The organism is Anabaena sp. FACHB-1391 (assembly GCF_014696755.1).
GTDB classification, from domain to species: Bacteria; Cyanobacteriota; Cyanobacteriia; order Cyanobacteriales; family Nostocaceae; genus Dolichospermum; species Dolichospermum planctonicum.
In genome coordinates, this window is sequence record NZ_JACJQS010000021.1 from 34,433 (window position 1) to 48,643 (window position 14,211).

General features: G+C 37.2%; 15 protein-coding genes. 11 read left to right on the top strand and 4 right to left on the bottom strand.

Features of this window, described 5'->3' with window-relative positions:
* Positions 1-130: 130 nt before the first annotated feature.
* The 4 genes from H6F62_RS11805 to H6F62_RS11820 form a co-directional block, all read right to left on the bottom strand.
* On the bottom strand, positions 131-1,924 hold the full coding sequence (locus H6F62_RS11805; protein WP_190372142.1) for a WD40 repeat domain-containing protein: 1,794 nt from the start codon (positions 1,922-1,924) through the stop codon (positions 131-133).
* 898 nt (positions 1,925-2,822) lie between these two features.
* Positions 2,823-3,278: a ferredoxin gene (locus H6F62_RS11810; protein ID WP_137906877.1), complete on the bottom strand. Its 456-nt coding sequence runs from the start codon at positions 3,276-3,278 to the stop codon at positions 2,823-2,825.
* A complete protein-coding gene (locus H6F62_RS11815) occupies positions 3,278-3,664 on the bottom strand; it encodes a DUF1257 domain-containing protein (RefSeq protein ID WP_137906878.1) in 387 nt (128 codons plus the stop codon). The genes H6F62_RS11810 and H6F62_RS11815 overlap by 1 nt, the downstream gene beginning before the upstream one ends.
* A 40-nt stretch (positions 3,665-3,704) precedes the next feature.
* Complete coding sequence (locus H6F62_RS11820; RefSeq protein WP_028085004.1) at positions 3,705-3,914, bottom strand: DUF2997 domain-containing protein; 210 nt, start codon at positions 3,912-3,914, stop codon at positions 3,705-3,707.
* A gap of 272 nt (positions 3,915-4,186) precedes the next feature.
* Between H6F62_RS11820 and H6F62_RS11825 the strand changes: the two genes are divergently transcribed.
* The 11 genes from H6F62_RS11825 to H6F62_RS11875 all read left to right on the top strand — a co-directional run bounded on the left by H6F62_RS11825 (position 4,187) and on the right by H6F62_RS11875 (position 14,123).
* On the top strand, positions 4,187-5,308 hold the full coding sequence (locus tag H6F62_RS11825; protein WP_190372131.1) for a sensor histidine kinase KdpD: 1,122 nt from the start codon (positions 4,187-4,189) through the stop codon (positions 5,306-5,308).
* Between the two features lie 332 nt (positions 5,309-5,640).
* Positions 5,641-6,162, top strand: coding sequence for a universal stress protein (locus H6F62_RS11830; protein WP_190372132.1), 522 nt, complete (start codon positions 5,641-5,643; stop codon positions 6,160-6,162).
* 25 nt (positions 6,163-6,187) lie between these two features.
* Positions 6,188-7,207, top strand: a complete 1,020-nt coding sequence (locus tag H6F62_RS11835) for an NAD(P)-dependent alcohol dehydrogenase (RefSeq protein ID WP_199306425.1) — start codon at positions 6,188-6,190, stop codon at positions 7,205-7,207.
* A gap of 56 nt (positions 7,208-7,263) precedes the next feature.
* The gene (gene hoxE, locus H6F62_RS11840; protein WP_137906881.1) at positions 7,264-7,764 is read left to right on the top strand and encodes a bidirectional hydrogenase complex protein HoxE; all 501 of its coding nucleotides are present in this window, start codon (positions 7,264-7,266) and stop codon (positions 7,762-7,764) included.
* Positions 7,751-9,358, top strand: a complete 1,608-nt coding sequence (locus H6F62_RS11845) for a NuoF family protein (protein ID WP_137906882.1) — start codon at positions 7,751-7,753, stop codon at positions 9,356-9,358. The genes hoxE and H6F62_RS11845 overlap by 14 nt, the downstream gene beginning before the upstream one ends.
* Positions 9,359-9,406: 48 nt before the next feature.
* On the top strand, positions 9,407-10,123 hold the full coding sequence (gene hoxU, locus H6F62_RS11850) for a bidirectional hydrogenase complex protein HoxU (protein WP_137906883.1): 717 nt from the start codon (positions 9,407-9,409) through the stop codon (positions 10,121-10,123).
* A 40-nt stretch (positions 10,124-10,163) separates the two neighbouring features.
* Complete coding sequence (locus tag H6F62_RS11855) at positions 10,164-10,700, top strand: DUF3122 domain-containing protein (protein WP_137906884.1); 537 nt, start codon at positions 10,164-10,166, stop codon at positions 10,698-10,700.
* 12 nt (positions 10,701-10,712) lie between these two features.
* Positions 10,713-11,258, top strand: coding sequence for an oxidoreductase (locus tag H6F62_RS11860; protein WP_137906885.1), 546 nt, complete (start codon positions 10,713-10,715; stop codon positions 11,256-11,258).
* 64 nt (positions 11,259-11,322) lie between these two features.
* Complete coding sequence (locus H6F62_RS11865) at positions 11,323-11,928, top strand: CBS domain-containing protein (protein WP_137906886.1); 606 nt, start codon at positions 11,323-11,325, stop codon at positions 11,926-11,928.
* Positions 11,929-12,014: 86 nt separating this feature from the next.
* Entirely contained in the window at positions 12,015-13,463 is a 1,449-nt protein-coding gene (locus H6F62_RS11870) for a Ni/Fe hydrogenase subunit alpha (RefSeq protein WP_190372133.1), read from the top strand.
* 81 nt (positions 13,464-13,544) lie between these two features.
* On the top strand, positions 13,545-14,123 hold the full coding sequence (locus tag H6F62_RS11875) for a Uma2 family endonuclease (protein ID WP_190372134.1): 579 nt from the start codon (positions 13,545-13,547) through the stop codon (positions 14,121-14,123).
* The last annotated feature ends 88 nt before the right edge of the window (positions 14,124-14,211 follow it).

The following is a 14,211-nucleotide window of genomic DNA, read 5'->3' on the forward strand; positions in this document are numbered from 1 at the left end:
TAACTTACCAGTTCGGTAACTGTACTCAATTAAAATTACGAAAAAGGCAGCAAATACAGTAGTTATTGGTACAAAATTTGTACCAATTGTTAAAATGGTACAAACTTGTAGACACAATCATAGTTTTAACTTAACTCCGCTGCCAAATTTTAATTGTTTTATCCAAACTTCCACTGACTAACATTTCACCGGAATCAGTAAATGATAAAGCTGTCACTGTGTGAGTATGACCTGTAAATGTCCCTAATAATTCTCCAGATTGTAAATGCCACAATTTGATGGTTTTATCAGCACTACCACTAGCAATAATTTGTGCGTCTGGACTTAAAGCAACTGCATTAACACTATCTCGATGTCCTTTGAGAGTGTGAACTAATTCTCCAGTAGCTAAATTCCAAACTCGAATAGTTTGATCTTGACTACCACTGACTAAAAATTTAGCATCAGCACTAATAGCTAAGGAACTAACAATGTGAGAATGACCCATCAGGGTGTATATTGGTTGTGTATCTTGGGAATTTTTCTGATTTTGTGCTGAGGATGTTTCCCACACTTTGATTTTGCGATAGCTACCCGTAATTAAAATTCTGCCATCTTGACTTAACACCATGGAATGGGCTGCTGTATCATCTAAATATAGCGTATTTTCGACTTGGCGATCGCGCAAATTCCAAAATAAGATCTTGCGATCATGGCCACTTGTTGCTAACATTTTACCATCGGGTGTAAACGCCACGCAACGCACATCTCCACGATGTTTATGCAGGATATCAATGAGGTCTAACGCCCCAGTATGCCAAATTTTCACGGTGGAATCTGCACCTACAGTCGCTAATGTTTGTCCGTCGGTACTAAAAGCCAAAGCATTAACTTCATCTACTAAGTCAGAAACCACCCAAGGATATTCTGATAATGTCTCAATTAATTCACCTTTGGCTAAATCCCATAATTTTGTTTCTCCCCTGCTACCACTAGCTAAAATCGGGATGGTTTTGACGTTTTTACACCTGACTTCTTTAACTACCAAAGTTTTGATAGCATAAGCTAAACAGTTAATACCTCTAGTATGTCCTTTCAATGTTTGCCAGTATTCCCAATCACCAATAATTTTCTTTTTTGGATGATCTGATGGTAAGGTTTGAATTGTCTCCACTACGGTTTTCTCGTCAGTTATTGGTACATCATCTTGTTTTTCACCAAGAGATTGTAAATACCAATTTAATCCCCCTGCATACAACAAACTACTAGGATTTAAATAAGTCTTTGATTCTGGAAATTCTAGTTGATTTGTCGGTAAAAACCCAGTAATCACAGTTTGTTTTTTGTATCCTAATTGTGTATTTCCTGGATAAAACAAGCACAAAAAAATTAATACCTGGTGGTTATTAATATCTTCTTGACTAACAGACCAACGGATTTTATCTTTTTTGATACTGTTAAAACTTTCTCCATCTGCTACATGAATTTGAATACTCACCTTTGGGTTATGAGCCAATAAATAAGTAAATTTACTTTGATTATGTAAATTTCCCTCATCATCTAAAACCATATTTTCTAAAGTGTCTTGTGGCACTTTTTTCACCAATTTTCCTAACCGTGCTGTCATCATCCGATCTACAATTTGTTCACGAACCAGATAATCCTCAGCTTGACGTTGAAAATAGGTAGGAAAGGGAATTATCCAATCAGGGTATTCAGGGTATTCAGGTGGTATCGGTGGCGGATTTTTGGCGAGAATTTCGGCTTGCTGACGGGAACATTCGAGAATCTTTGTTAATGAATCCCCCGCAAATGCCATTACTTCACTGTGATAACCTTTAACTCGACTTTCTAAAAGAGAAAGATCCGCCGTTTTTGGTTTTTTCACACGGTTTAAGAAGTCAGTTTGTTGCGCTTTTAGTAAACTAATCCAATTCATCTGCATGATAGTGGCACGCCATTGCATACCCAAGATAACTTCTAATAATACAATTACTCAATTGATAACCTTTAGTTAAGTAAGAACTAAGAAATTATAACAGTCTAATAGGATACAAAAACTAGCCAAATTCAATGGTAAATATCAATCCATAAGGTAATTAAGCACTGGTTAAGATGTAGTGAGGGAGATTTTGATAATTTCCACGATTTCCATAAATTCTAACTAACCTAACTAATAATTTACTGTTTCTAGGGAAACAGTTCTCTTGCTTGTAGAAGTGTGCAACTTTAGAGAATACTCTTTTATTTTCAGACTTATACAACCGCTTTGTTGTCATTCTCAGCCAAAATACAGCAGTTTCCGAGTTTATTCGTGTTTAATTTCTTATCCCTGCAACTAACTGAGATTATAACCATAATAACCATTATAACTGCAACGAGAATGTATCATTACTTTGTTAAATCTCTCTTCTGCATATTTTCCAATACTTGATAAGTTTAAATTATTTATTTTTAGAATTTAATAATTTTTTTAAAAGTCGCTTACAAATTGAGAGGTGTTAAGACGGGGTTAATTGTGGTAGTATATTGATATTAATAATAATCGAGTGTGAGCAAAATTTTAATTTAGGGATACAGTCCCATTATAAAAATATCACTTCCAGAGAAAAAAGTCAATGGGCTTCAACCGAAAAAAAAGATTTTTTCAATTCATAAGTTTTATTTATTATTTAATATATTTTTTCTTATGTTTATTATATTTGAAAAATAGAACTTACTTAGGGAAGATTTGACTAATAACCGACGTATACTAGCGATAAAACCTATTTTTGAGTAGGAGTAATTGATGAATTACACCTACTTTTGTGCTGTTTGGCGTAATTACGGAAATTGTGGGTAATTTAAGGACTGGATTTTTGTAACTTTTGTTTCCTCCGGCGTTTTTCTGTCGTGGCTACACCATGTTGTACTGGATAACCAGCGATAGGAATTACTTGATATTTTCTGTCGGCTTCTAGATTTTTCAGTTCAGTATAGTCAACCCAGTGGATACAATCAACAGGGCAGGTATCTATTGCTTCTTGAATTATCTCTTCTGTGTCCGCATCTTGACGAATTACACGCGATCGCCCATAATCTTCTTCAATGAAGAAAGTATTACGGGCAACATGAGCGCAATGTTTACAGCCAATACAAGTAATTTCATCTACATAAACGCCTTTCTGCCGAACCACACCGCCTAATTCCGGTTCTAACCCAGAACGTTCAGGAATATCTTGCCAAAAACTCCCCAGTTCTGGTTCTAAGCCAGAACGGTGATCTTCTTGTTCTTCTCGTGACGGCAGGAACTCAAGCATTACGTACTCCAGCGTTGTACTACTAGACGGATAGAACCATCTTCATTTTGTTGTTGTTCAGCTACTTGGAAGCCTACTTTAGTAGTTTCTTTAACTACCGTTTGATAAGCATAACCTTGGGTAACTTGACGCAAAAACCCATCTACAGATAGATTTTGCTGCCAATATTGTAAATCTGCAACTAATTCGTATTCTTGACCATTCCATCTAAAACCGATATCATAACCATTTTCCTGCTCAATTGTTACTTCTGCGGACTGAGTTTGACCACGATAACCGCGCACTTCACTAGGTCCTGGTTTCCAGTCTATTCCCAAGGCGGAAAGGGCATCTTGCAAGGATTCGAGATTGCGGATTTGTGTCTTGATTTGGCTAAAGTGTGACATAGTGGTTTGTAATCAAAAAAAAATTAATTGGTTGGATAATTTACCATTGGCTGTGGACAGTTTGCGTATTCGTCACAGTATTTTCTGTGTTGTTGGTGGCAAAAAACTCAGAAGTTGGCTCATGACTCAACACTCTTCCTAGCTGGGCTTCTATAGCTGCTGTGACTTCAGCACAAGAGACACCGATAATACCGGTGACTTTTTCTTGGACTCGACCGTCTGGATAAATGATGAATTCTAATGTTTCCATATTCTGAAAGCCAACCTCGATACTACACTTGAATTTTTGGGGACTTATCCCGGTGTGGTTGATTAATCTCCCACAAAATATGATGATACTAAAAGCCGTCTTAGGGAAGACGGGGTTGATAACCCAAATCTTAAATCAAAATTTTTTATAGTCTCTCATATTTTAATATACACACTTGAGAATCTTTACGAAAATTATTATTTTTATGGATATGTAAAAATGTACAAAAAGGGAAAATTATCACTATTGATTATCACTATTGAATTTAATTTATGTATCCACCTCTTAGTTTACCTCCTAACAGTTACAATATTCCACCTTCTCGACGGGGAAAACATAAAATATTTATTGGTATGGCCCCTGGTGTGGGGAAAACATACAGAATGCTAGAGGAAGGACATCAACTTAAACAAGAGGGTATTGATGTTGTTATTGGCGTTTTAGAAACTCACGGACGCAAAGAAACGGCTATAAAAGCAGAAGGTCTGGAGGTAATTCCTAAAAAAGCGAATATTCACAAAAATATCAACCTTCTGGAAATGGACACAGAAGCAATTTTAACCCGTTCTCCCCAATTGGTTTTAGTTGATGAATTAGCGCATACAAATATACCAGGTTCACCTAGAGAAAAACGCTATCAAGATGTAGAATTGATTTTAGCTGCGGGTATAGATGTTTATTCTACTGTCAATATTCAACATTTGGAAAGTTTGAATGATTTGGTAGCTAGAATTACGGGGGTTGTAGTGCGAGAACGTATTCCCGATATTCTCTTAGATGAAGCTGATGCTGTTGTTGTGATTGATGTTACTCCAGAAACTCTAGAAGAGCGGCTGCGGGAAGGTAAAATTTATGCTGCTGATAAAATTCAGCAATCTTTAGAAAACTTTTTTCAGCGTCGTAACCTCATTGCTTTACGGGAATTAGCATTAAGAGAAGTTGCTGATACTGTTGAAGAAGAAGCAAATACCTCTATTTCTTCCCCACAAGTTCGCAATGTCCATGAACGAGTTTTAGTATGTGTATCTACTTATCCAAATTCGATTCAATTATTACGGCGTGGAGCGCGATTGGCAAATTATATGAACGCCAGATTTTATACCTTATTTATTGCAGATCCTGACCGTTTCCTCAGTAAAGAAGAAAGTTTACATATTGATACCTGTGAGAAAATGTGCCGAGAATTTGCTGGTGAATTTTTTCATGTTAAGAGCTACAATGTTCCTAAAGCGATCGCTGAAGTTGCTACAATTAATCATATCACCCAGATAGTTATTGGTGAAAGTCGGCAGCCACGATGGAAAAGATTTTTTAAACGCTCTTTTACGGAACGATTATTGGAGTTAATCGGGGACAAACATATAGATTTACACATTATTGCTACTGAGAAATAAATTTTAATTTTTGTGAATCTATCTAAAATAGGATGGAATTTTGCTATTTTCTGTATAGAGTGAATATTAGACCTGAAAAAAATCCTGTAGAGACTTTACTAAAATGATTTCTTTAAGAAGTTTATATAGAAAGTCTTTACAGTTCATAATTTCATAACGTCTTTAATAATTCAGTAACAATTTACAACACCTAAAAATCTATCCTCAGAAGTTTTTTAAATTCTTTGGGGATAAAATTAATGGTAAAAATTAAGGTGATTTTTACTAAAAATTAACCTAAAAAGCTGATTATAGTCATTATCATTGATGAGCAATTTAATATTGAGGTGAATATGTTTAAACGAATTTTGGCAGCGTTAGATCGTTCGGAAATAGGTATAGAAGTATTTAATCAAGCACTATGTTTAGCAAAGTTAACATCCGCTGATTTGATGCTTTTGCACGTGTTATCACATGAAGAAGATGGTAGTCCTGAATCCCTGATTTTCCCAAATATTGACTATTATCCTGGGTGGAATGAGGAAACTTTTAAATTATACCAAGAACACTGGGAAAAATTTAAAAATGAAGGTTTGCAGATGTTACAGTCATTTAGTAACCAAGCCAATACAGCAGGTGTTAATACGGAATTTACTCAAAATAGTGGTAATCCGGGAAGAATGATTTGTGAATTGGCTAAAACTTGGAATGCTGATCTAATTATTATGGGAAGACGGGGACGTTCTGGACTGGCGGAGTTTTTTCTCGGTAGTCAAAGTAACTATGTTTTACATCATGCCCCCTGTTCAGTGCAGATTGTACATTTGCCTGTAAGTGCTAAAATAGAAGAGGAAGAAGTAGTAAGTAATCAGTAATTACTCTTATTTGCTTTTCAAAAGGATGATGAAAATGGTAGAATTAAAGTTCCAAGCCTACGCATCTTTAAAACCAGGGGAAAAGCTACAACCCTGGGAATACGAACCAGCGCCTTTAGGTAACAATGATGTGGAAATCGCAGTTACCCATAATGGTCTGTGTCATACTGATATTCACATGAGAGATAATGACTGGAATGTGAGTAAATTTCCCCTGGTAGCAGGTCATGAAGTAGTAGGAAATGTTACTCAAATTGGTGCGGAGGTAAGTGGTATAAAAATTGGCGATCGCCTGGGTTTTGGTTGGATTAGTAATTCTTGTCGAGTCTGTGACGCTTGTTTGCGGGGAGAAGAAAACATTTGTCGTCAGGGTTATAAAGGATTAATTGTCGGAAATCATGGCGGTTTTGCCAATAAATTACGAGCTTGCGCCGATTTTGCCTATAAAATCCCAGATAATCTAGATTCCGCCAGTGCTGCTCCTTTATTATGTGCTGGAATTACGGTTTATACACCATTACGCACCTACATCAAATATCCGGGGGCTAAGGTGGGAGTGCTGGGAATTGGTGGGTTAGGACATCTAGCCATTAAATTTGCGGAGGCTATGGGGGCAGAAGTGACAGCTTTTTCTACATCATCTGATAAAGAAGCTGAAGCCAAAGAATTTGGGGCGCATTATTTCTATAATTGGAAAAATACTGAAATTAAAGCAGCGAGTGGGACTTTAGACTTACTTTTATGTACGGTTTCCTCGGAAATTGACTGGAACAAAGCCTTTGGTTTACTAGCAAATAACGGTGTTTTATGTTTGGTGGGGCTGCCGGTTTCTACCCTAAATATTCCGCTTTTACCCTTAGTATTTGGTCAAAAAGCGATCGCTGGAAGTGTGGTAGGTGGAAGGCGTTTTATGAAAGAAATGCTGGAATTTGCCGCCATTCACCAAATAAAACCAATGATTGAAACTATACCCATTTCCCAAATTAATGCAGCCATGGATAGGGTGGTAGCAAATAAAGCTCGCTATCGGATTGTTTTGGTATAATTTTGGCGTTGGTGAATGAAAGGATGAATTTTGTCTGATCAAGCTGTTAATTAGATATGAGAACTGCTGTTTCATCTCCTGTCGGGGATAAGCGTTTAAAGATATTAGATGCTACTATTAAGCGTCATCAATATCAACAAGATGCACTCATTGAAATTCTGCATCGTGCTTCTGAACTATTTGGTTATTTGGAAACGGATCTATTGCTTTATATTTCCCATAGCCTGAAATTACCACCCAGTCAGGTTTATGGAGTAGCTACTTTCTATCATTTGTTTTCCCTGGCACCAAAAGGAGTTCATAACTGTGTGGTTTGCACGGGTACAGCTTGTTATGTTAAAAACTCTCAAAAGATTTTAACACAAGTGGAACAACTGACGCAAATTCACCCGGGAGAAACTACCATAGATGGTCAAATTTCCTTAATGACAGCTAGGTGTTTAGGGGCTTGTGGAGTTGCACCAGCGGTAGTCCTGGATGGTGTGGTTTTAGGTAATCAAACCCCAGAGTCAGTGTGCGAAAAAGTGGGAGCATGGTGGCACAATGGAACTAAATGAATTATTAGAAATTGCCGAAAAAGAACTTTCTGAGCGAAAATCTCTAGAAATTCGCTGTTGTACTGCTGCGGCTTGTCTGTCTTCTGATTCCCAAGCTGTTAAAGACAATTTAGAAGCAGTTATCAAAGCCGAGAATTTACAGGATACTGTGCAAGTTACGGGTGTGGGTTGTATGCGTCTTTGTTGTCAAGGACCCTTGGTACAGGTGGAAAATTGGGCAAATCCTGTAGAATCAAAGTTGTATGAAAAAGTCACCCCGGTAAATGCTCTAGAAATTATTCGCGGGTTGAATGGAGAAGTGACAAATTTACAAACAGGTGATTTAAACCAGCCGTTTTTTAGTCGCCAATTGCCCATAGTCCTAGAAAATAGTGGTAAAATTGACCCCGAACGGATTCAAGCTTACATTGGGGCTAAGGGTTATCAAGCCCTTTACCAAGTGCTGCGGGAAATGAAGCCCACGGAGGTGGTAGAAACTATCACCAAAAGCGGTTTACGGGGGCGAGGGGGCGCTGGTTATCCCACTGGTTTAAAATGGGGGACCGTGGCCAAATCCCATACTGAGAAAAAGTTTGTTATTTGTAATGCTGATGAGGGTGATCCCGGTGCATTTATGGATAGGAGTGTATTGGAAAGTGATCCCCATCGAGTTTTGGAAGGAATGGCGATCGCTGCCTACGCCATTGGGGCAAATCAAGGCTATATTTATGTTAGAGCCGAATATCCTCTGGCTATTAAACGGCTAGAAATTGCCATTCGTCAAGCCCAACACTTGGGATTTTTAGGTTCACAGATCTTTGATTCTCCCTTCGATTTTAAAGTGGAAATCCGCATTGGGGCTGGGGCTTATGTCTGCGGTGAGGAAACGGCTTTAATGGCTTCTATTGAGGGTAAACGTGGTGTCCCTCATCCCCGTCCTCCTTACCCTGCTGAGTCCGGTTTATGGGGCTATCCCACTTTAATTAATAATGTGGAAACCTTTGCCAATATCGCGCCCATTATCCGCAAAGGTGCAGAGTGGTTTGCTAGTATTGGTATTAATAAAAGCAAGGGTACTAAGGTATTTGCCTTAGCCGGCAAAATCCGTAACACGGGTTTAATAGAAGTACCAATGGGGACATCTTTACAGGAAATTGTTGAAGACATGGGAGGAGGTGTTCCTGATCATGGTATTGCTAAAGCTGTACAAACTGGTGGTCCTTCAGGGGGATGTATTCCGGCTTCTGCTTTTGCTACACCTGTAGATTATGAATCCTTAACGGCCTTGGGTTCAATCATGGGTTCTGGGGGGATGATTGTTATGGATCAAACCACCAATATGGTAGATGTCGCTCGCTTTTTTATGGAATTTTGCATGGATGAATCCTGTGGTAAGTGTATTCCTTGTCGCGTTGGTACTGTGCAATTATACGGTTTATTAACGAAGATTACCAAGGGAGAAGGTTCACTGGCTGATTTAGATTTACTCGAAGAACTTAGCGATATGGTAAAAAATACTAGTTTATGTGGTTTAGGACAGTCTGCACCAAATCCAGTTTTTAGCACTTTGCGTTATTTTCGTCATGAGTATTTGCAATTAGTTATTGGTCATTAATTAATTATTACCCATTACCCATTACCCATTACTGATAAATAAATCATTATGGCTGTAAAAACTTTAACAATAGATGGCGAATTAGTTAGCGCTCGTGAAGATGAAACCTTATTGACAGCAGCACAGGAAGCAGGTATTCATATTCCTACATTATGTCATTTAGCAGGTGTGGGAGATGTGGGTGCTTGTCGTTTATGTTTAGTGGAAATTGTAGGAAGTAATAAATTACAACCTGCTTGTATGACGAAAGTAATAGAGGGAATGGAGGTAACTACAAATAGCGATCGCTTGCAGAAATATCGGCGTATAATTGTAGAAATGTTATTTGCGGAAGGTAATCATACCTGCTCAGTTTGTGTTGCTAATGGCAATTGTGAATTACAAGATCTAGCTATAGAAATGGGTATGGATCATCTGCGGTTAGAATATCAATTTCCTCAGCGAACTGTTGATACCTCCCATGATCTTTTTGGCATTGATCATAATCGTTGTGTGCTTTGTACTCGCTGTGTGCGAGTATGTGATGAAATTGAAGGCGCTCATACTTGGGATATGGCGGGAAGAGGATCAAAATCTCATGTTATTACTGATTTAAACCAACCCTGGGGAACTTCTCAAACTTGTACTTCTTGTGGTAAATGTGTTAATGCCTGTCCCACAGGAGCTTTATTTGATAAAGGTTCAAGTGTTAGTGAAATGAAACATGATCGGGGTAAAATCGAATTTCTAGTTACTGCACGAACTAAAAAACAATGGAATTTTTAGGAATTACTCATTGGTTATCAGTCATTAGCAATAAAATCTCATGTTACAGCATATTAAATCTCAAAAAACATTGACGCGAATTATATTAGTAGGGATATTGACAACATTTATATTTATGAATTTAGGAAATCTCAGATACCAGACAGCAAATGCAGCCATTACTCAATTAGGAAAACCACCAGGAGAAGTTATTTATCGTTCCCAAGTGAAATTAGATGATCAATCAGGAAAAGTTTGGCAAGTTGTATTATTTAAACAAGTCTATTCAGAGCAACCATCTAATATCAATCTTCGCTTAGTTGGCTTTCCAAATTCTGCGGAATTAATTCACCCCCAACCGTTAAGAATTACTACGAATACAGGTAAAGTTTGGAATGCTAATGATGTGTTTTTAGATACAGCCCCAGCCCCCACAATTGGTCAATATGATTTCACAGAAATTTTACCCCAATTACCTCCAGAATCTCTAACTTTGGGCATACCTGTACCCGGTAATAAATTCATTAATATTCTAGTTCCTATTCATGTTGTCAAAGAATGGCAATCATTACAATCATTAATTGCCAATGAAAGTTAAAAAGGTAAAAAAATGAGTAAAATAAAATTAGCAACAGTGTGGTTAGGTGGGTGTTCCGGTTGTCATATGTCCTTCCTAGATTTAGATGAATGGTTAATAGACTTAGCCGCACAAGTAGATATAGTTTATAGTCCCATTGCTGATATTAAAGAGTATCCAGAAAATGTAGATTTAGTATTAGTTGAAGGAGCTATAGCTAATGAAGAACATTTAGAATTAATTTACAAAATTAGACAACGGACTAAAACCATAGTTTCCTTTGGTGATTGTGCTGTTACTGGCAATGTTACCGCTTTACGCAATCTTGCCGGTGGTGCAGAACCCGCATTACAATTAGCTTATATTCAAGCGGCTAATATTCATCAACAAATCCCTAATTCTCCCGGAATTGTTCCCCCCTTATTAAATAAAGTTGTCCCCGTACATAAAGTAGTAACAGTTGATATTTATTTACCCGGTTGTCCACCTTCAGCAGATCGTATTCGCGCCGCAATTACACCTTTATTAAAAGGAGAAAAGCCGGAAATTATCGGCCGAGAAATGATTAAATTTGGTTAATTTAATTTTGGATTTGGATTTTTAATTTTGAATTATTTTTTTTGAATTATTTTGGAGGTAAATTATGTTAACAGCAGCCGATGTTATGACTAAAGATGTAGCAATGATTCGCAGTTCAGCAACAGCAAAAGAAGCAGTTGATTTAATGCGTTCTAGAGATTGGAGAGCATTAATTGTAGATCGTCGTCATGAACAAGATGCCTATGGCATTATCACAGAAAGTGACATTGTTTATAAGGTGATTTCCTATAGCAAAGACCCGAATAAAGTCCGCGTTTATGAAATTATGACTAAACCTTGTATTGTTGTCAATCCAGAATTAGGTTTAGAATATGTAGCCAGATTATTTGCTAACCATCATCTGCGACGTGCGCCTGTAATTAGTGGTAAACTATTAGGAATTATTTCCCTAACTGACATTTTAGCCCGGAGTAGTTGTTTAGAACAACCGCGCTCATTTTTGTTAGAACAAGAATTACAAGATGAAATTAAAAAAGCTCGCATTGTTTGTGCAGAAAAAGGTGTTAATTCCACAGAATGTGCAGCCGCTTGGGATGTGGTAGAAGAAATACAAGCCGAAATTGCTCACCAACGGGCCGAAAAACCCCTAAAAACTGCCTTTGAAGATTATTGTGATGAATATCCAGAATTAGAGTCCTGGCGATTCTAAATTGCGGCTAAACAAAGTCTGTCTGCGCGGACCCAATTCCCTATTCCCTGTGATCACCAATAACTAAATTATGATTATGAAAAAATATGAAAAAAATCATTATTGACCCCGTAACTCGCATTGAAGGCCATGCCAAAATTAGTATCTATCTAGATGATGAAGGTCAGGTAAATGATGCTCGATTTCATGTCACTGAATTTCGCGGTTTTGAAAAGTTTTGTGTTGGTCGTCCTTTCCCAGAAATGCCAGGAATTACTGCGAGAATTTGCGGTATTTGTCCGGTAAGTCACTTGTTAGCTTCAGCTAAAACAGGAGATGGCATCTTAGCGGTAAAAATCCCTAAAACAGCCTCTCAATTACGTCGTTTGATAAATTTAGGTCAAATTGTCCAATCCCATGCCCTCAGCTTCTTTCACCTCAGCGCTCCCGACTTATTATTAGGCATGGATAGCGCACCAGAAAAACGGAATATTTTTGGTTTAATTGCTGCTGAACCAGAATTAGCTAGAGGTGGTATTCGTTTACGGCAATTTGGACAGGAAATCATTGAATTATTAGGAGGGAAAAAAATCCATCCTTCTTGGGCTGTTCCTGGTGGGGTAAGTCACCCTTTAACCCAAGAAAATCGCGCCCATATTCAACAACGGATTCCTGAAGCAAAATCTACGGTCATTAATGCTATTGAGTTGTTTAAACAGTTGTTGAAAATTTATCAAAAAGAAGTTAAAACTTTTGGTAATTTTCCGAGTTTATTTATGGGTTTAGTCAGTGCTGACGGTTTATGGGAAACTTATGATGGATATATCCGATTTGTTGATAGTGCCGGAAATATTGTTGCTGATAAACTTGACCCCAATAACTATCATGAATTTATTGCTGAAGCGGTGCAAGCAGACTCTTATTTAAAATCACCTTATTATCTTCCTTTGGGTTATCCCGATAGCAGTGATCATTGTCGTTTAGATAGTGGAATGTACCGTGTTGGACCCCTGGCCAGATTGAATATTTGTAGTCATATTGGTACATCTTTAGCCGACGCGGAATTAAAAGAATTTCGTAGTTATGAAAATGGCACTGTTAAATCATCATTTTTCTATCATTATGCCCGGTTAATTGAAATTTTAGCAGCCATCGAACACATAGAAATTATCTTAGATGATCCTGATATTTTATCAACTCGTCTCCGGGCAGAAGCTGGGATTAATTGCTTGGAATCTGTGGGTGTAAGTGAAGCACCAAGGGGGACATTATTCCATCATTATCAAGTTGATGAAAACGGTTTAATGTTAAAAGTAAATTTGATTATTGCTACTGGTCAAAATAACTTAGCAATGAATCGCACAGTTGCCCAAATTGCCCGCCATTTTATCCAAGGTGATAACATAAAAGAAGGAATGTTAAACCGTGTCGAAGCCGGAATTAGGGCTTTTGATCCTTGTTTGAGTTGTTCTACTCACGCTATGGGACAAATGCCTTTATTAATAGAAGTAGTAAATAAAAATGGTACTGTAGTTAATCAAATTTGCCGTAATTAAGTTAACTATTTAGATCACCGACTTCTTGAAACTTGTATTTATATGATATAATTTAAGCTAAACTCATATTACCCAAATTTTATGACTCTTGCTACTGCTAAACGCTTTACTATAACTGAATATCACCGTCTAGCAGACCTTGACTTCTTCACAGAAGATGACAGAGTTGAACTAATTAAAGGTGAAATTATCAAAATGGCTGCAAAAGGTAAAGCACATTCTGTTTGTAATACTCGTTTATATAGAGAGTTATTCAAGTTACTGGAAGAAAAGGCTACTATCCGCGGACAAGAACCTATTATTATTAATGATAGCGAACCAGAACCAGATTTAGTAATTGTTAAAAATACACCTGATGATTATTTTTTAAATCATCCTACACCATCTGATATTTTCCTAGTTATTGAAGTAGCTGATTCATCTTTAAAATATGACCAAGAAGTAAAGTTACCTTTATATGCAGAAGCCGGTATTTCAGATTATTGGATCTTTAACTTAATCGCCTATCATTTAGAATGCTATTGTCAACCATATCAAGATTTACAAGGTAAATTCGGCTATCGTCACAAATCAATTATCCTCCCTAATGAGTCTGTCAAATTGCCATCTTTCCCGGAATTAATTTTAGATTTAACTAAAGTATTTCCAGTCAAAAATTGAGTTATAAAATTAAAATTTGCAAAAATTGAGAAAATATGCTATTTTAGTTTTGAATTAGTATACTGGCCTATTTTTGACAATTTATATT